General features: G+C 73.2%; 12 protein-coding genes and 2 pseudogenes. 10 read left to right on the top strand and 4 right to left on the bottom strand.

Annotated elements, in window-relative coordinates; genetic code table 11:
* Positions 1 to 430 precede the first annotated feature (430 nt).
* The 4 genes and pseudogenes from BN2279_RS00480 to BN2279_RS00460 all read left to right on the top strand — a co-directional run.
* Positions 431 to 1,681, top strand: a pseudogene (locus tag BN2279_RS00480) (ADP-ribosylglycohydrolase family protein); the annotation flags it as partial.
* Positions 1,678 to 2,654 (top strand): annotated as a pseudogene (locus BN2279_RS31300) (ribokinase); the annotation flags it as partial. The pseudogenes BN2279_RS00480 and BN2279_RS31300, both read left to right, overlap by 4 nt.
* Positions 2,655 to 2,731: 77 nt before the next feature.
* Positions 2,732 to 3,931 carry a CaiB/BaiF CoA transferase family protein gene (locus BN2279_RS00465; protein WP_059005681.1) on the top strand — a complete coding sequence of 400 codons (1,200 nt, stop codon included), beginning with the start codon at positions 2,732 to 2,734 and terminating at the stop codon, positions 3,929 to 3,931.
* Entirely contained in the window at positions 3,928 to 4,803 is an 876-nt protein-coding gene (locus tag BN2279_RS00460; RefSeq protein ID WP_059005680.1) for an HpcH/HpaI aldolase/citrate lyase family protein, read from the top strand. The genes BN2279_RS00465 and BN2279_RS00460 overlap by 4 nt, the downstream gene beginning before the upstream one ends.
* Before the next feature lie 32 nt (positions 4,804 to 4,835).
* On the opposite strand, the gene BN2279_RS00455 is transcribed toward BN2279_RS00460, so the two are convergent.
* Complete coding sequence (locus BN2279_RS00455; protein ID WP_059005679.1) at positions 4,836 to 5,930, bottom strand: sensor histidine kinase; 1,095 nt, start codon at positions 5,928 to 5,930, stop codon at positions 4,836 to 4,838.
* On the bottom strand, positions 5,923 to 6,618 hold the full coding sequence (locus tag BN2279_RS00450; protein WP_059005678.1) for a response regulator transcription factor: 696 nt from the start codon (positions 6,616 to 6,618) through the stop codon (positions 5,923 to 5,925). The genes BN2279_RS00455 and BN2279_RS00450 overlap by 8 nt, the downstream gene beginning before the upstream one ends.
* A 171-nt stretch (positions 6,619 to 6,789) precedes the next feature.
* On the opposite strand from BN2279_RS00450, the gene BN2279_RS00445 reads away from it, so the two are divergent.
* A complete protein-coding gene (locus BN2279_RS00445) occupies positions 6,790 to 7,842 on the top strand; it encodes an endonuclease/exonuclease/phosphatase family protein (RefSeq protein WP_407702167.1) in 1,053 nt (350 codons plus the stop codon).
* Positions 7,843 to 8,137: 295 nt separating this feature from the next.
* Positions 8,138 to 9,250, top strand: coding sequence for a lipid II:glycine glycyltransferase FemX (locus BN2279_RS00440; protein WP_079031687.1), 1,113 nt, complete (start codon positions 8,138 to 8,140; stop codon positions 9,248 to 9,250).
* 52 nt (positions 9,251 to 9,302) lie between these two features.
* On the opposite strand, the gene BN2279_RS00435 is transcribed toward BN2279_RS00440, so the two are convergent.
* Positions 9,303 to 10,646: a UDP-N-acetylmuramoyl-tripeptide--D-alanyl-D-alanine ligase gene (locus tag BN2279_RS00435; RefSeq protein ID WP_059005676.1), complete on the bottom strand. Its 1,344-nt coding sequence runs from the start codon at positions 10,644 to 10,646 to the stop codon at positions 9,303 to 9,305.
* Positions 10,647 to 10,865: 219 nt separating this feature from the next.
* Between BN2279_RS00435 and vanH the strand changes: the two genes are divergently transcribed.
* The 3 genes from vanH to vanX are packed head-to-tail and all read left to right on the top strand — an operon-like array spanning position 10,866 to position 13,553.
* Positions 10,866 to 11,906 (top strand): D-lactate dehydrogenase VanH, encoded by a 1,041-nt coding sequence (gene vanH / locus BN2279_RS00430; protein ID WP_079031686.1) that lies wholly within the window; start codon positions 10,866 to 10,868, stop codon positions 11,904 to 11,906.
* Positions 11,899 to 12,939, top strand: a complete 1,041-nt coding sequence (vanA-Sc, locus tag BN2279_RS00425) for a D-alanine--(R)-lactate ligase VanA-Sc (RefSeq protein ID WP_059005675.1) — start codon at positions 11,899 to 11,901, stop codon at positions 12,937 to 12,939. The genes vanH and vanA-Sc overlap by 8 nt, the downstream gene beginning before the upstream one ends.
* A gap of 8 nt (positions 12,940 to 12,947) precedes the next feature.
* Positions 12,948 to 13,553, top strand: coding sequence for a D-Ala-D-Ala dipeptidase VanX (gene vanX, locus BN2279_RS00420; protein WP_059005738.1), 606 nt, complete (start codon positions 12,948 to 12,950; stop codon positions 13,551 to 13,553).
* A 52-nt stretch (positions 13,554 to 13,605) separates the two neighbouring features.
* On the opposite strand, the gene BN2279_RS00415 is transcribed toward vanX, so the two are convergent.
* Positions 13,606 to 15,516 (bottom strand): phosphatase PAP2 family protein, encoded by a 1,911-nt coding sequence (locus tag BN2279_RS00415; protein ID WP_234347227.1) that lies wholly within the window; start codon positions 15,514 to 15,516, stop codon positions 13,606 to 13,608.
* Between the two features lie 257 nt (positions 15,517 to 15,773).
* Here BN2279_RS00415 and BN2279_RS00410 point away from each other — a divergent pair, with 257 nt between their 5' ends.
* Entirely contained in the window at positions 15,774 to 17,603 is a 1,830-nt protein-coding gene (locus tag BN2279_RS00410) for a hypothetical protein (RefSeq protein WP_059005674.1), read from the top strand.
* The last annotated feature ends 127 nt before the right edge of the window (positions 17,604 to 17,730 follow it).

The following is a 17,730-nucleotide window of genomic DNA, read 5'->3' as shown; positions in this document are numbered from 1 at the left end:
GCGGCTGACCTGGGTGCAGCCGGAGGACCTCGTCGGACACGAGTTGCGCCAGGCCGCGCAGGACGGCCGCGACCCGGCCGCCGTCGCCTCGGTCGCGCGGCGCTGGCTGGCGGCGGGCGGCCGTCCCGCCCCCGAACGGGCCGGCGCCTCACCCGGCCCCGCCGATCCGGGACGGCGGGGCCGGGTGAGGCGCCCGGCTCTTTTACACATCTCCGAGCCCACGAGACAGGCAGAAATCTCGTTTGCCCGTTTCTTCTTGTAAAAACGCCCCCGCGGGGGGCCGCCTCCGCGCCCCCCCGCCCCCCCCGCGGGCTGGGGCTGGCCGGGGGGCCGGCGGGGGGCGCTCGGGGCACCGGGTTCGCGCCCGGCGGCGCGGGGGGCCGGGGGCCGGGGGGCGGCCCCGGGGGGGGGGGGGCGCGGGGGGGGGGGGGGCGCCCCCCCCGCCCCCGAACGGGCCGGCGCCTCCCCCGGCCCCGCCGATCCGGGACGGCGCGCGCTCGCCGAGCGCCTCCTGGACGAACTGGCCGCACTGCCCGCACCGTTGGCGGAACGCGAGCCCACCGCCCTGGCCGCGGTCCGGGCGGCCTGCCCGCACTGGCCCGCGCCGCGCCGCGCCCCCGCCTCCCCGGCGCGGCTGCACGCCGGCTGGCTGGGCCGGGCCGCCGGCTGCGTGCTGGGCAAGCCGGTCGAGAAACTGCCCCTGACCGGCATCCGCGCCCTGGCCCGCGCCACCGGCAACTGGCCGCTGCGCACCTGGTTCACCGCCGTCGGCCTGCCCCGCGACCTGGCCGCCCTCCACCCATGGAACCGCCGCTCCGCGACGAACTCCCTCGCCGAGAACATCGCCGGCACCCCCGAGGACGACGACCTCAACTTCCCGCTCCTGGGCCTGCTGCTGCTCCGGCGCCACGGCCACACCTTCACCACCGCCGACGTCGCCGCCCTGTGGCTGGACGAACTCCCCGCCGGCCGCACGTTCACCGCCGAACGCGTCGCCTACCGCAACCTGCTGGCCGGGATCGAACCACCGGACACCGCCACCCACCGCAACCCGTTCCGCGAGTGGATCGGCGCCCAGATCCGCGCCGACGTCTACGGCTGGACCCACCCGGGCGACCCGGCCGCCGCCGCCGAACTCGCCCACCGTGACGCCGTGCTGACCCACACCGCCAACGGCGTGTACGGCGCGATGTTCGCCGCCGCCGTCATCGCCGAGGCGGCGGGCGGCCGTTCCGACGTGCACGGCTGCCTGCGCGCCGGGCTCGCCGTCGTCCCCGCCGCCTCCCGCTTCGCCCGCGCGGTCCGCTTCGGCATCGCCACCGCCCGCGCCGCCGAGCCGACCGCCTTCGGCTTCGACACCGTCGCGGACCGGCTGCACGCCCGCTTCCGCGACCACCACTGGGTGCACGTCCTGCCCAACGCCGCGCTGCTCGCCGCCGCCCTCACCCACGCCGACGGCGACTTCACCGCGAGCATCTGCCGCGCGGTCTCGGGCGGTTGGGACACCGACTCCAACGGCGCCACGGCCGGCTCGGTGGCCGGGCTGCTCGCCGGATCGCCCGAGGCGCTGCCCACCCGCTGGACCGCCCCCCTCGCCAACCGGCTGTCGAGCACCGTCGCGGACTTCGACGGCATCGGGTTCGACGCCCTGGCCGCACTCACCCTGGAGGCATCCGCATGACCCGCAGCGCCACGGCCATCACGGTCCTCGGCTCCACCAACATGGACCTCGTCGCCTACACGCCGGTCGCGCCCCGCCGGGGCGAGACCGTGACGGGCCGCGAGTTCCGCACCGTGCCGGGCGGCAAGGGCACCAACCAGGCCATCGCCGCCGCCCGCGCCGGCGGCCTGGTCACCATGATCGGCGCGGTCGGCGACGACGCCTTCGGCCCCCGCCTGCGCGACGCGCTCACCGGCGCCGGCGTCGACACCGCCGCCCTGCGCACCGCCCGCGCGTCCAGTGGCACCGCGCACATCGTCGTCGACGACGACGGCGCCAACTCCATCGTCGTCGTCCCCGGCGCCAACGCCACCGTCACCGGTCTCGCGCCCGGCGACGAGAAACGCGTCGCCGCCGCCGACACCCTGATGACGCAGCTCGAACTCCCCATGTCCTGTCTCTCACACACATCTGACGATACCGACGACGAGTATAGTGTGTACCTAGGCTACCACAATAGCGTCACATCAAACAACAAGAGGGAGAACGGGAGGATCGGAGGGTCAGTTGTTGTAGGACGAGGGGAGTACGGAGAAGAGCAACAGTCACCGCTTCGTCGGCAGCGTGAGATAGGTGTGTAAAACAGGACCTGTTGATCCCCAACGAGCACGAAGCCGCCGCCCTCACCGGCGAGGTGGACCCGTACCGCGCGGCCCGCGAGCTCCTGACGGCCGTCCCCGAGGTCGTCATCACCCTCGGCGCCGCCGGCAGCCTCTACGCCGCGCGCGGCGCCGACCCGGTCACCGTTCCCGCCGTCCCGGTCCGGGCGGTGGACACCACGGCCGCGGGCGACACGTTCGCCGGCGCGCTGGCGGTGGCCCGCGGCGAGGGCCGCCCGATGCCCGAGGCGATGGCCTGGGCCGCCGCGGCGGCGGCCCTCGCGGTGCGCCGCCCCGGCGCCTCGTCCTCGATGCCCTTCCGCGACGAGATCGACGCCCTGCACAGCGACCACGTCCAGCAGATCCGGTGACAGCAGATCCGGTGACAGCACACCCGGTGACAGGAGGCACGGTGAACGATCCCACCCCGACAGCCCTGGAGGGGCTGCGCGTTCTCGACCTGGCGACGCTCTTCGCCGGACCGCTCGCGGCCACCATGCTCGGCGACTTCGGCGCCGAGGTGATCAAGGTGGAGCACCCCCGCCGGCCCGACCCGTCACGCGGCCACGGCCCCGGCAAGGACGGCGTCGGCCTGTGGTGGAAGCTCCTGGGCCGCAACAAGAAGACCGTCACCCTCGACCTGTCCACCCCCGGCGGCCGGGACGTCCTGCTCCGGATGGCCGCCGGAGCCGACGTGATCATCGAGAACTTCCGGCCCGGCACCCTGGAGAAGTGGCGCCTGGGCTGGCCGGAGCTGTCCGCCGCCACCCCCCGCCTGGTCCTGGCCCGCGTCACCGGCTTCGGGCAGATCGGCCCCTACGCCCGGCGCCCCGGCTTCGGCACCCTGGCCGAGGCGATGAGCGGATTCGCCGCCCTGACCGGCGAGCCCGAAGGGCCGCCCACCCTGCCGCCGTTCGGCCTGGCCGACTCGATCGCCGCCCTCACCACCGCCTACGCGGTGATGGCCGCCCTCGCCGGCCGCGACCGCACCGGCCGCGGCCAGATCGTGGACATGGCGATCATCGAGCCGATGCTCACCGTCCTCGGCCCGCAGCCCATCTGGTACGACCAGCTCGGCTACGTCCAGCCCCGCACCGGCAACCGCTCCGCCAACAACGCCCCGCGCAACACCTACCGCACCGCCGACGACCGCTGGGTCGCCGTCTCCACCTCCGCCCAGTCGATCGCGGAGCGCGTGATGCGGCTGGTCGGCCGCCCCGAGCTGATCGACGCCGACTGGTTCACCACCGGGGCGGGCCGCGCCCGGCACGCGGACGAACTGGACGAGGCCGTCGGCTCCTGGATCGCGCGCCACGACCGCGCCACGGTCCTCGCCGCGTTCGAACAGGCCGAGGCCGCGATCGCCCCCGTCTACGACATCCGCGACGTCATGGCGGACGAGCAGTACCGGGCGCTGGGCTCCATCACCGAACTGCCGGACGACGAACTCGGCACGGTCCGCATGCAGAACGTCCTGTTCCGGCTCTCCGGAACCCCCGGCGCCATCAAGTGGGCCGGCCGCCCGCACGGCGCCGACACCGACACCGTCCTCACCCAACTCGGCCTGGACGCGGGGGAGATCGCCGCCCTGCGGGCGGAGGGCGCGCTATGAACGGCGACCCGGCCCCGCCCGTCCGGCTCACCTGGCTCTACGCCCCGGGCGACCGCCCCGACGTGGTGCTCAAGGCCCTCGCCTCCGGCGCCGACGTGGTCGTGATCGACCTGGAGGACGCGGTCGCCCCCGACCGCAAACGGTACGCGCTCGACGCCACCGCCGAACTCCTCGGCCACCGGCACCCGGTGCCCGTCCACGTCCGCGTCAACGCCCTCGACGGGCCGCTCGCCGAACGGGAGGTGCGCCGCCTGGTGCCGCTCCCGGGGCTCGGCGGGCTGCGGCTGCCGAAGGTGCACCGGCCCGGCGACGTCCCCCGCGTCGCCGCCTGGGCCGCGACAGGGGCCGCCCCGGGGAGCGCGGCGGGCGTTCCCCCGCTGTACCCGCTGCTGGAGAGCGCGCTGGGCGTGGAGCACGCCCACACCATCGCCGCCGCGCACCCGGCCGTGGCGGGCATCGCGCTCGGCGAGGCCGATCTGCGGGCCGACCTCGGCGTCACCGACGCGGCCGGGCTGGCGTGGCCGCGCGGCCGGACCGTCGTCGCCGCGCGGGCCGCCGGGCTGCCGCCGCCGCCCCAGTCCGTCCACCCCGACGTCCGCGACACGGCGGGCCTGGCCCGCTCCTGCGCGGCGGGCAGAGCGCTGGGGTTCCTCGGTCGCGCGGCGATCCATCCCCGGCAACTGCCGGTGATCGAGGAGGCGCTCTCGCCCACCGCGGCGGAGATCGAGGCGGCGGAGCAGATCGTCGAGGCCGCCGCGACCGACACCGGGGCGCTGGCCCTGCCCGACGGCCGCCTCGTGGACCCGGCCGTGGGCGCCGCCGCCCGCCGCACCCTGTCCCTGGCCCGCCGACGCGCGACGGCCACCGGCTGACGACCGGAGCACCGGGCGAGGGGCCGGGGAGGTCAACTCCCGGCGTGCGGGGATGCCGCGGGCAGTTCCACCGTGACGCGGATCCCGCCGCCGGCGCGCGGGGCGAGGACCAGGGTGCCGTCGTGCGCCTGGGTGATGCTCTTGACGATCGCCAGCCCCAGGCCGACCCCCGCGTGATCGGTGTGGACGCGCTCGGTGCCGCGCTGGAACGGTTCGGTGAGGGTCGAGAGCATCCCCGGGGGGAGCTTCTCGCCGGTGTTCTCCACGGCGAGCACCACGGACGCGGGGCGGACGGTGGTCTCCACCCGGACGGTGCCCCGCTCGGGCAGATTGTGGACGATCGCGTTGTGCACGAGGTTCATGACCAACTGGAGCAGAAGCGTCTGCGATCCGCTCGTGCGGGCGATGTCGCCTCGGGTTTCGAGGGTGACGCCGTGCTTCTCCGCGAGCGGCAGGAGCGTTTCGGTGGCCTCCTCCGCGATGAGGGACAAGTCGACATCGTTCCGGGTGAAGGACCGCTGGTTGGCGCGGCTGAGCAGGAGCAGCGCCTCGGTGAGGTCGATCGCCCGGGTGTTGACCACGTGGAGGCGGTCGACCAGCTCGCCGACATCGCGGTTCTCGTCGGTGCGCGCCACGTCGAGAAGCGCCTTCGAGATCGCCAGCGGGGTGCGCAGTTCGTGGGAGGCGTTGGCCGCGAATCTCCGCTGCTCGGTGACGTGCGCTTCGAGCTGCGCGAGCATCATGTCGAAGGCGGCGGCGAGTTCGCGGAACTCGTCCTTGCGGCCCGGCAGCCGGATCCGGTGGGACAGCGATCCGGCCGCGGTCGTGCGGGCGGCCTCGGTGATGCGGTCCAGGGGGGCGAGCATGCGCCCGGCGAGGATCCATCCGCCCAGGAGACCGAACACCAGCAGGAACACCATGACCGCTGCTGCCGTCGGGGCGAAACCGAGCACGAAGGCGGTGCCCGGGCTCTCCCGCACCGACCCCCACTCGTTGGTCTGCAACCACCCCTGCCGCAGGAGGAACACGCCCACGGCGGCGAGCAGCAGGGCGCCCGCGAGCACCAGGAAGCCGGCGTAGCTGAGGGTGAGCTTGAGGCGGACGCTCAGCCCGGGCGCTCTATCCACGCGCGCCGCTCTCACGTCCGTCGCCGGGTGCCGTCTCGACGCGGTAGCCGACGCCCGGCACGGTGGTGATGATCCCGGGCTCGCCGAGGCGTTTGCGCAACGCCGAGACGGTGATGCGCACGGCGTTGGTGAACGGGTCGGCGTTCTCGTCCCACGCCCGCTCCAGCAGCTCCTCGGCGCTGACGACACCGCCCTCGGCGGCGATGAGGACCTCCAGCACGGCGAACTGCTTCCTCGTCAGCGCGACATAGCGGTCGTCGCGGTAGACCTCGCGGCGGAACGGATCCAGCCGCAGGCCCGCGATCTCCCGCACGGGCGGCCTGTTGTGCGGGCGCCTGCGGTCGAGTGCCCTGAGCCTGAGCGCGAGTTCACGCAGCTCGAACGGCTTGGTGAGGTAGTCGTCGGCGCCGAGTTCGAACCCGGACGCCTTGTCGTCGAGACGGTCCGCGGCGGTGAGCATCAGGATCGGCATGCCGCTGCCGGACGCGACGATGCGTTTGGCGATCTCGTCACCGGACGGCCCGGGGATGTCGCGGTCGAGGACGGCGATGTCGTAGGTGTTGACGCCGAGCAGTTCCAGAGCGGTGTCGCCGTCACCGGCGATGTCGGCCGCGATCGCCTCCAGGCGCAGCCCATCGCGAATGGCCTCCGCAAGATACGGTTCGTCCTCGACGATCAGCACACGCATGCCCTTGATGCTACGAGCCGGGACATATCGTCGGCATATCGAGAACCGCATACCCGTCGGCAACACCGCCCCGCCTTGACTGCCGGTATGGCTCGTACCCCCCTGTCAGCACGCACGACGACCCGCCGGACGCCTCGGCCCCCTGCCGTCGGACCGACAGCCGAGACTGCGGTGATCACCCCCGCCCTCGGCGAGAACGACACGGCGGGGACCGGACGGGGCGGCGCCGATCGCCGGGACACCACCGGCGCCGCCGCCTGGCGCGGGGGTTGGCGCCGGGCGATCCGCGCCGCCTCCCGGCCGGGGCCCTGGAAACGCGGCCTGGTGCTCGCGGCGCTGGCGCTGCTGCTCGGCCTGTTGATGATGCTGCACGCGCACATCCCGAACGGGACCCGGAACCTCGGCAGCCTGGTGGAGACGTTCCTGCCGTGGTTCGGCCTGTTCGTCCCGGTGCTGCTGGCCGGGGCACTGTGGCGCCGTTCCGCCTCCGCGGTGGCCGCGCTGCTGCTGCCCGTCACGGTGTGGCTGAACCTCTTCGGCGGGCTGTTCACCGGCACGTCCCACGCGGACGGCGACCTCACCCTGGTCAGCCACAACGTCGGCGCCGCCAACCCCGACCCGGTCGGCACCGCCCGCGCCCTGGCCGCCTCCGGCGCGGACGTGCTGGCCCTGGAGGAGCTGACCGAGGAGGCCAGGGGCACCTACGTGACGGAGCTGGCGAAGGCGTACCCGTACCACACGGTGCAGGGCACGGTCGGGCTGTGGAGCACGCTGCCCCTGTCGGACACCCGGCCGGTGGAGGTCGCGGTGTCCGGGCCGAGGGCGCTGCGCACCACGGTGGCCACGGACCACGGGCCGCTGGCGGTGTATGTGGCCCACCTGGGGTCCGTGCGCGTGGATCTCGGCGGGGGCCTCGCGTCGGGCCCGGGGGACGCCGGCGCGCGGATGCTCGGCGCGGCCATCGCCGCCGAGCCGAACGAGCGGGGGGGGCTGCTCGGCGACCTGAACGGCACCATGGAGGACCGCGCGTTCGACGGCCTCACCGCGCGGATGCGCTCGGCCCAGGACGTGGCCGGGGACGGGTTCGGCTTCACCTGGCCGGCGGCGTTCCCGGTGGCGCGGATCGACCAGATCCTGGTCCGCGGCGTGGAGCCGGCGAGCGCGTGGGTGCTGCCGGCCACCGGCAGCGACCACCGCCCGGTGGCGGCGGGGATCACGTGGTGAACACCTCGGCCCCGTGCGGCACCGGCCCGGCGCATATCGTCGGCATATCGAAAACCGCATACGTGCCGGCAACACCCCGCCGGTTTGACTGACGGCATGTCCTACCGCGAACCAGCACGAACAGCAGCCCGGTCCCCGGCGGCCTCGGGTGTCGGCCGGGGTGGTGCCGAATGAACAGGACCGTGATCCGGTGGCAGCCCGGGTGCGCCGGTGCCCTGTCCGGGGACGCCGGCGTGAGGGGGACGGACCGGTGAGCCGGACAGCGCACCACCGAGGGGCGAACGGAGCCGGGGGCGTGCGTCTGACCGTGGAACCGATCAGCGCCGCCGAACACCTGGCGTTCGTGCGGGCGCAGCGGTCGGTCAGCTTCCTCCAGACCCCGGCGTGGGGCCTGGTGAAGACCGAGTGGCGCAGCGAGTCCCTCGGCTGGTTCGACGGCCCTCGGCTGGTCGGTGCCGGACTCGTCCTGCACCGCCCGGTGCCGCGCCTCGAACGCGCCACGCTGGCCTACCTGCCCGAGGGCCCGGCCATCGACTGGACCGGCGAGATCGCCGCGTGGCTCGACCCGCTGGCGGCCCGTCTCAAGGAGCGCGGCGCGTTCGCGATCCGCCTCGGGCCGCCGGTGTGCACGGACGTCTGGAGCGCCGACCAGGTCAAGGAGGGCATCGCCGATCCGGGCGTCAGGCGGCTCACCGAGATGCCCGCCCGGTACACCGACCCGGTCGGCGTCCACGTGACCGGCCGGCTCAGGGACGCCGGCTGGCTGCCGCAGAGCCCGGAGGACGGCTTCGGGGTCGGGCATCCGCAGTTCAAGTACGAGATCCTGCTGGCCGGCAGAACCGAGGACGACCTGTTCAGGGGCATGAACCAGCTCTGGCGCCGCAACATCAGGAAGGCGGCCAAGGAGGGCGTCGAGGTCACGGTCGGTACGGACCTGAAGGCGTTCCACGACCTCTACGTCCACACGGCCCAGCGCGACCGTTTCACGCCCCGGCCGCTGCGCTACTTCGAGACCATGTTCGCGGCGCTGAGGGCCGAGGACCCCGAGCGGATCAAGCTGTACCTGGCCCACCACCAGGGCGACCTGGTCGCCGCCACCATCCTGGTCCGCGTCGGCGCCCACGCCTGGTACGCCTACGGCGCCTCCTCCACCGAGAAGCGCGAGGTGCGCGGTTCCAACGCCTGCCAGTGGGCGATGATCCGCGACTCGCTGGCGGCCGGCTGCGACGTCTACGACCTGCGCGGCATCACGCCCACCCTCGACACCGGTGACCCGCACGTCGGGCTGATCCAGTTCAAGGTCGGCACGGGCGGTCGGGCGGTCAGATACGTCGGCGAGTGGGACCTGCCGCTGCGGCCGATGGTCTACCGGGCTTTCGACCTCTACATGAGGCGACGCGGGCGCTGAGCCCGGCTCGCACGCGGCGCCACGCCCGGCCGGAGGGCGTGGCGCCGTACGCCTATGCGAGCGCGGCGGCGACCTCGTCGAGGCGTGCCCCTCGGGAGGCTTTGACCAGTACGACATCGCCGGGGGCGAGGTGGCGGCGCAGCCAGTCGACGGCCGCCGCGTTGTCGGGCAGCGTCACCGCCCGTTCTCCCGCGCCCTCGGCGATCGGCCGGGCGGCCTCGCCGACGGCGGCCACCACGTCGGCCCGGGAGGCGGCGTACTTCCCGACCGCGCGGTGCTCGGCCTCGCCGGCGTCGCCCAGTTCGCGCATCTCGCCCAGGACGGCGATACGGCGCCCGCCCTCGACGGCCGCCAGCGCGTCCAGGGCGGCGCGGGTCGAGTCGGGGTTGGCGTTGTAGGAGTCGTTGAGCAGCGTCGCGCCCCCGGCGAGGTCGCGCGGTTCCATGCGCCACTTCGACAGCGAGGCGGTGGCCAGCGCCGTCGCGGCCACGTCGAGCGGTACGCCGGCCGCGAGTCCCGCCGCGGCGGCGGCCGACGCGTTGAGCGCCTGGTGGGCGCCGACGAGCGGCAGGGTGAGGGCAGCCGAGGCGTCGGCGGTCCGCAGCGTGAACGACGGCCTGCCCAGCCGGTCCGTCGCGAGATCGCGCGCCTGTACGTCGGCGTGCGCCGCCCGGCCGAAGGTCAGCACCGGGCCGCCGGTGAGCGAGCGCATCGCGATCACCCGGGGATCGTCGGCGTTGAGGACGGCGGTGCCGCCGGGGGCCAGCCCCCGCACCAGCTCGCCCTTGGTCGTGGCGATGGCCTCGCGGGACCCGAACTCGCCGAGGTGGGCCTGGCCGACGCTGAGGACGACGGCGATGTCGGGCGCGACCAGGGCGGTGAGCGCGGCGATGTCCCCGATATGGCGGGCTCCCATCTCCAGCCCCAGGAACCGGGTGGCCGCGTCGGCGCGCAGCATGGTGAGCGGCACGCCGAGTTCGTTGTTGAGCGTGCCGATGGTGGCGATCGTCGGCGCGGTGCCCGACAGCACGGCCGCCAGCAGGTCCTTGGTGCTGGTCTTGCCCTGGGAGCCGGTCACGCCGACCACGGTCAGCCCGTCGCGCAACCGGGCCACGACGTGGGCGGCGAGCGCCTGGAGCGCGGCCCGCGCGTCCTCGACGACGACGGTGGGCAGCGGCGTGGGCCGGGAGCCGAGGACGGCCACCGCGCCGGCCCGGCCGGCCTGGCCGGCGTACGCGTGGCCGTCGGCGTGTTCGCCGGCGAAGGCGACGAAGAGGCCGCCCGGCTCGGCCTGGCGGCCGTCGAGCACGGCCGGCGCGGTCACCTTCACGCCGCTGTCGCCCTCGACCGTCCCGCCGACGACCTCGGCGATCTCGCCGACGCTGAGCGGAATCACGCGCGGGCGGCGCGGAGGCCGGCGTGCGGGAGCGGGCCGGCGGGGTGCGTGACGAAGGGTGATACGCGGGAGGTCATGCCCCCAGTGAAGGCGGCGGGGCGTTGCCGACGTGTATGCGGTTTTCGATAAGCCCACGATATATTACCTGCAAGTAACATATTGTCGGTATATCGAAAGCCGCATACGTGCCGACAACATCGATCCGCCTTGAGTGGACCCATGACCTCCAGCGAACCAGTCCGAACAGCGGCCCGCCGCACCCGATCGCTGGTGTCCTCGTCCTCCTCGCTCGTCCCCGCCAGGGGAATCACGATTTATGGTTGCGGGAAGGACGAGGCCGCCTTGTTCCGGGAGATGGCGCCTCGCTTCGGCGTCATACCGACCATCACCGAGGCGCCGGTATCCGAAGCCACTGTCGACCTGGCCCACGGAAACCGCTGCGTCAGCATCGGTCACAAGACTCCCGTCACCAATTCCACCCTCCGCGCGCTCGCCCAGGCCGGCGTCACGTATATCTCCACCAGGAGCGTCGGGTACAACCACATCGATGTGGAGTACGCCGAGAGCGTCGGCATCCGCGTCGGGAATGTCGCCTATTCGCCCGACAGCGTGGCCGACTACACGCTGATGCTGATGCTGATGGCGGTGCGCCACGCGAAATCCGTCATCCGGCGTGCCGATGTCCACGACTACCGGCTGAGTGACGTGCGCGGGAAAGAGCTGCGCGATCTGACCGTCGGAGTGGTGGGAACGGGACGCATCGGCGCGGCGGTCATGGCCAGGCTGCGGGGATTCGGCTGCCGGATGCTGGCCCACGACCATCATCCCCATGTCGCCGCCGATTACGTCCCTCTCGACGAACTGCTGCGGCGCAGCGACATCGTCTCGCTCCATGTGCCGCTGACCCCGGAGACGCGCCATCTCCTCGACGGCCGGCGTATCGAGCGGATGAAGCACGGCGCGTTCGTCATCAACACCGGACGCGGTGCCCTCCTCGACACCGAGGCCCTCGTCACGGCCCTGGAGAACGGCAGGCTGGGCGGCGCGGCGCTGGATGTCCTCGAAGGAGAAGAGGGGATCTTCTACGCCGATCACAGGAACAAGCCCATCGGAAGCAAGTCGTTGCTACGGCTCCAGGCGATGCCGAACGTGCTGATCAGCCCGCACAGCGCCTATTACACGGACCACGCCCTGAGCGACACCGTCGAGAACTCCCTCGCCAACTGCCTGGAATTCGAAAGCAGGAATCATCATGGATAGGCTGAAAGTCGGCATCATCTTCGGGGGCTGCTCCGAGGAGCACCCCATATCCGTGAAATCCGCGCAAGAGGTCGCGAAGAACCTCGACACCGGGAAGTACGAACCGTTCTACATCGGCATCACCCGGAGCGGTGCCTGGAAACTCTGTGACGGCCCGGGCGCGGAGTGGGAGAACGGCGACTGCCGTCCGGCCGTGCTGTCACCGGACCGAGACGTCCACGGACTGCTGGTGCTGGAGCGGGGGAAGTACACGGTGATCCGTCTGGACGTCGTGCTGCCCGTTCTGCACGGCAAGCTCGGCGAGGACGGTGCCACGCAGGGCCTGCTGGAACTCTCCGGCATCCCTTACGCGGGCTGCGACATCCAGAGCTCCGCTCTGTGCATGGACAAATCCCTCGCCTACGTCGTCGCCAGAAGCGCGGGAATCGCCACACCGGACTTCTGGACCGTCACGGCGGACGAGGACATCGATCCCGACCGGCTGACCTATCCCGTCTTTGTGAAGCCGGCCCGTTCGGGGTCGTCCTTCGGCGTCAGCAAGGTGAAGCGGAAAGAGGAGCTGTCGCGTGCGGTGGAAACCGCGAGGCAGTACGACTCGAAGGTGCTCATCGAAGAGGCCGTCGTCGGCAGCGAGGTCGGATGCGCCATTCTCGGGAACGATCCTGACCTGATCACCGGCGAGGTGGACCGCATCGCCCTGTCCCATGGCTTCTTCAAGATCCATCAGGAGGACGCGCCGGAAAGCGGCTCGGAGAACTCGACGGCGATCGTTCCCGCCGACATTCCGGCGGAGTCGCGGGCGCTCGTCCAGGAGACGGCGAAGGCCGTGTACCGCGCCCTGGGATGCGGGGGGCTGTCCCGGGTGGACATGTTCCTCAAGGAGAATGGACAAGTGGTCCTCAACGAGGTGAACACCCTGCCGGGCATGACCTCGTACAGCCGTTATCCGCGGATGATGACGGCCGCGGGGCTGCCGCTCGGCGAAGTGATCGACCGGATGGTGACGTCGGCGCTGGCGGAGAAGAAGCGGTGAAGGGCTTCATGGACGATTTCGTCTATGTGGACGAACGCGTGCCCGGCATACGCTGGGACGCCAAGTACGCCACCTGGGACAATTTCACCGGCAAGCCGGTGGACGGATACCTGGCCAATCGGATCGTCGGTACGACGGCCTTGTGCGCCGCCCTGGAAAAAGTGCGGGACAAGGCCCGGTCCCTCGGCCTCGGCGTGCTCCTGTGGGACGGTTACCGCCCGCAGCGCGCCGTGGACTGCTTTCTGCGCTGGTCGGAACAGCCGGAGGACGGCCGGACGAAGTCACGGCATTACCCGAACATCGACAGGGCCGCGATGTTCGACCAGGGATATGTGGCCGCCAAGTCCGGCCACAGCCGCGGCAGCACCGTCGACCTGACGCTCTACAGTCTGGCCACCGGCGAACTGGCCCCCATGGGCGGGGGTCATGACCTGATGGACGTGCTCTCGCACCACGGGGCACAAGGGATCACGCGGGCCGAGGCGGAGAACCGGCAGACCCTCCGCACCCTGATGGAATCCTGCGGATTCGCCTCCTACGAGTGCGAGTGGTGGCACTACACCCTGCGGGGCGAACCGTATCCGGACACCTATTTCGACTTCCCCCTCACATGACCGGGAAGCCGGGCCGGGCCGGGGGAGATCGGGCGGAGCGGCGGGAGCCGGATCAGACCCGTTCGGGCATCCGCTCCCCGGCCCGCTCGGGGCTCGTCGCGGGCGGGGGCACCGCCGTCCGCAGCGTCAGCGCGCGGCCGACCGCCCGGGAGGCGGCGAAACCACCGGCGACGACCACCACTCCGCCGACCGCGTCGAGCAGGTAGTGGTTGGCCGTGCCCATCACCACCACCGTCGTCAGCAGCGGATAGGCGAAACCCGCCGCGGCCACCGGGCGCCAACGCGGCGGCGCCAGCCGCCACAGCACCAGCGCGCACCACAGCGACCAGCCGACGTGCAGCGACGGCATCGCCGCGTAGGGGTTGGAGATCCCGGTCAGCACCCCGTACCGGGGATCGTCGAAGTCCTGCGGGCCGTTGGCCGTGTCGATGAACCCCAGGCCGGGCATCAGGCGCGGCGGCGCCAGCGGGTAGAGCCAGAAGCCGACAAGTCCGAACAGGGTGGTGAACGCCAGCGCCCGCCGCGCGTCCCGGTAGACCGCCGGGCGGCTGACCAGCAGCCAGCCGAGGATCGTCAGCGGCACCGCGAAGTGGAACGTGTGGTAGTAGAAGTCCATCGCGTCGGCCAGCCAACGGGAGCCCGCCACCGCGTGGTTGAGGTCGTACTCGATGTCGATCCGCAGGAACCGCTGGACGTCCAGCACCTGATGGCCGTGCGCCTCCGCCGTGGCCCGGTCGCCCGCCGCGCGGCCCCGGGTCCACGAGTACACGAAGTACCCGACGCGGATCAGCAGCAGCTCCAGCAGCAGGTTGGGCCGACCGGCCGGGCCCGCCGCCACCGGGCGCGCCCACACCTGCGAGCCGCGCGGCAGGAACCGCACCGCGCACGCCGCCAGCAGGGCGGCGATCAGCGGGAAGTTGTCCCCGATCGGCGCGAGCGAGTCCATCTTGGGCACCAGCACCGTGCCGTCCAGCACCACCACGAGCGCCGCGAACACCGGCCACACCGGGCGGTCGGCGGTGCGCCGCCCGGCCCGTCCGGCGGCGGCGAGCAGAATCCACACCTGCTGGTGCTCCCCGGCCACCGGTGTCGCCACCAGCGCCGCGCAGCCGATGACGGCGGCGGCCAGCAGCGCCTGGTCGTCCCGCGCGTAACGGACCGCGCGGCGCAGCGCCCAGGCGCAGACGGCGGCGGCCAGGGCGAGGAACAGGACCCGTTCCCCGGGCCCGCTCAGCCCGAGCCGCAGCAGGGCGCCGTGCAGCGACTGGTTCGTCACGGCGTCCGGCACGGCCCCGAGCCCGGCGCCCGCCGTGTGGTCCCACCAGTACGTGCCCGACGCGCCGGGCAGCGCGGCCCAGGCCACCGCCGTGCAGGCGGCGAACGCCCCGGCCGCCCCGGCCGCCCCGCGCCGCCGGCCGGTCAGCGCCAGCAGCGGCACGAAGAGCAGCAGCACGGGCTGCGCGGCGGCGCCGATACCGATCACCACGCCCCCGCGCCGTTCCCCGGGCACCAGGAGCCAGCCCGCCAGCACCAACAGGACCGGCAGCAGCCCCGGGTGCCCCGCCGCGAGGGTCTCGCGCACCGGTCGCGCCACCAGCAGCAGGCAGAGCGCGCCGGGCGCGGCGAGCCACGCGGTGCGCGCCGCCACCGGGGCGGGCAGACCGCGCGCGGCGACCACCGCGAGGGCGGCGACGAGCAGCAGGGTGCCCACGAGCCAGGCGGCGTCCAGCGCGGCGCCGGGGGCGTGGGGGAGCGGTTTCAGCAGCAGCGCCACGAACGGCGGTTCGGGGAACGGGACGCCGCCGCCGTCGTCGTAGCGGGGGCCGTCCGCGCCGAGCCAGGCGTGGAGCGCGGTGAGCCGTTCACCGGCCGGCCGCCGCAGCGGCGTCACGGCCTCCCGGACCGCGAGGAACCCGGCCAGCAGCCACAGCACCCCCGCCGCCCAGCGCGTCCGGACGTTCACCGTGCCGTCTTCCCGTCGTCGTTCCCGCGCCACCCGATCGCCCTCCGGTGTCGGCCGGATGAACGGCCACCCCCGCAGAACCTACCGCGTCGTGTTCCCCGCGTGCCGGGCCGGGCTCCGCCGGGGCGGGACGCGGGCGGGACGCGAGATGTGCGTCACATTCCTTGTTAGACCTTCTGTCAGCAGCGGTGCGTGGCTATGTTTCCACCCGGCGACGGCGCCCGGGGCGCCGCCGCGACCCGAGAGGGAGGAAGGTCATGTCTCGTTCCCTGGAGGGGCTCGCCGCTTCCGCGGGCGGCGCGGCCCTTTCCCAGATCGTCATCGTCTTCGTCGCGACGATGGCCATGTTCGCCGCCGTCGCCTTCGTCATCTGGCGCGAGGCCACCGGCGGGGGCACGTTCGTCGGACGCGCCGCCGACCGGCTGGCGGCGGTCACCGGCGCCCCCCGCTGGGCCGCGCTCACCGGCCCGCTCCACCTGCTGTCGATCGTCCTCGCCGGCATCGGCGTCTACTGGGACGTCCCCTACCACTACGACATGGGACGCGACGAGGGACCGCTGGCCAACCCCTCCCACTACTTCATCTTCCTCGGCCTCCTCGGCATGGTCGCCACCGGCGGCATCGCGATAGCCCTCGCCCGCAAACCGCTGCCCCGGCGGGCGTTCAAACTCGGCCCCACCTGGCGCGTGCCCTACGGCGCCGTCGTCATCCTCACCGGCGCCTGCCTCGGCTTCATCGCCTTCCCCATGGACGACGTGTGGCACCGCATGTTCGGCCAGGACGTCACCCTGTGGGGACCCACGCACGTGCTGCTCCTGGGCGGAGCGCTGTTCGCGCTGCTCGGCTCCTGGCTGCTGTGCGCCGAGGCCCGGCAGGTCGTCGGCGACAACCGCTACCTGACGGTCTACGAGATCGGCACCGCCGGCTGGGTGGTCCTGTGTCTCAACGCCTACCTGATGGAGTTCGACCTCGGCGGCCCCCAGTTCCCGCTGCTGGCCAACCCGGTGCTGCTCACCGCCTTCGCCGCCCTCGCCCTCGTCGCCGCCCGCGTCAGGCTGCCACGCGGCTCCCTGCTGATCATCTTCGCCGTCTACATGGGACTGCGGCTCGTCGTCGCCGCCTTCGACGCCTCCGTGGGCCGCAGCGTCCCGCACATCCCGCTCGTCCTCGGCGCGGCGCTGATCATCGAGGCCGTCGCGCTGGTCCTCCCGCCGGACCGCCGCCGCGCCGCGTTCGCCGCCACCAGCGGCCTGCTCGTCGGAACGCTCGGCGTGCTCGTGGAGTTCGGCTGGTCCCGCCTCGCCATGCCGATCGCCTGGCCCGCCGACCTGCTCACCGTCGCCCTGCTGCTGTGCGCCGGGGTCGGCCTCGCCGGGGCACTGGCCGGCGCCTGGCTCGGCGCGAGACTGGAGGCCGTCGCGACCGCCGGCCGCGCGGGCACCGCCCCCGTGGCACGCCCCCGCTCCGCGCCCTCCGGACTCGTCGCCGGACTCGGCCTGGCCGCGGTGTTCGCCGCCTGCGGCTGGGTCATCCCGCCGACCGACACCACCGAGGGCAGCGCCACCGTCTTCCTGGAGGAGTCCGGCTCCGGCGACGACCGGGTCGTCGACGTCACCCTCCAGCTCCACCCGGCGGACCTGGCGGACGGCGCCGCCTGGTTCACCGTCTTCTCCTGGCAGGGCGGCGGCATCGTCCGCGAGGACCTGGAGAAGACCGGGGACGGCCGGTACCGCACCACCGCGCCCGTGCCGGCCGGCGGCACCGGCTGGAAGACCGTCGTCCGCCTCCCCCAGGGGCCGCGCGACCTCGTCGCCCTGCCCGTCTACCTGCCCGCCGACCCCGGCATCCCGGCCCCCGCGCTCACCGCCTCCGACGGCCAGACGCTGGACTTCGTCGCCGAGCAGGACCTGCTGCGCCGCGAGACCCGGAGCGACGTGCCGAGCTGGATGTGGACCCTCGGCTACCTCTCCGTCGCCGCCGTCTTCCTCCTCATGCTCGGCCTCACCGTCGGCCTCCTCGTCCGTGCCTCCCGCACCCGGCGCCCGCGTCCCCCGGCCGGCCCGGCCCCTCTATGTGTGGTGGGCTGAGGGAGGGCTAGAGAGAGGAGGGGCGTGAGCTGTGGGGGGGCTGTGGTATAGGGGGTATAGTGGGCGGGGTCCGCCCGGTTCGCGCAGGTCGTCCGGGGTAGCCGGTCCGGGGAATCCGGACCGGGAG

This window comes from Streptomyces specialis, from assembly GCF_001493375.1.
Classification (GTDB): Bacteria; Actinomycetota; Actinomycetes; order Streptomycetales; family Streptomycetaceae; genus Streptomyces; species Streptomyces specialis.
The sequence above is the reverse complement of the archived record's forward strand: the minus strand, read 5'-3'. Positions and strand labels throughout refer to the sequence as shown.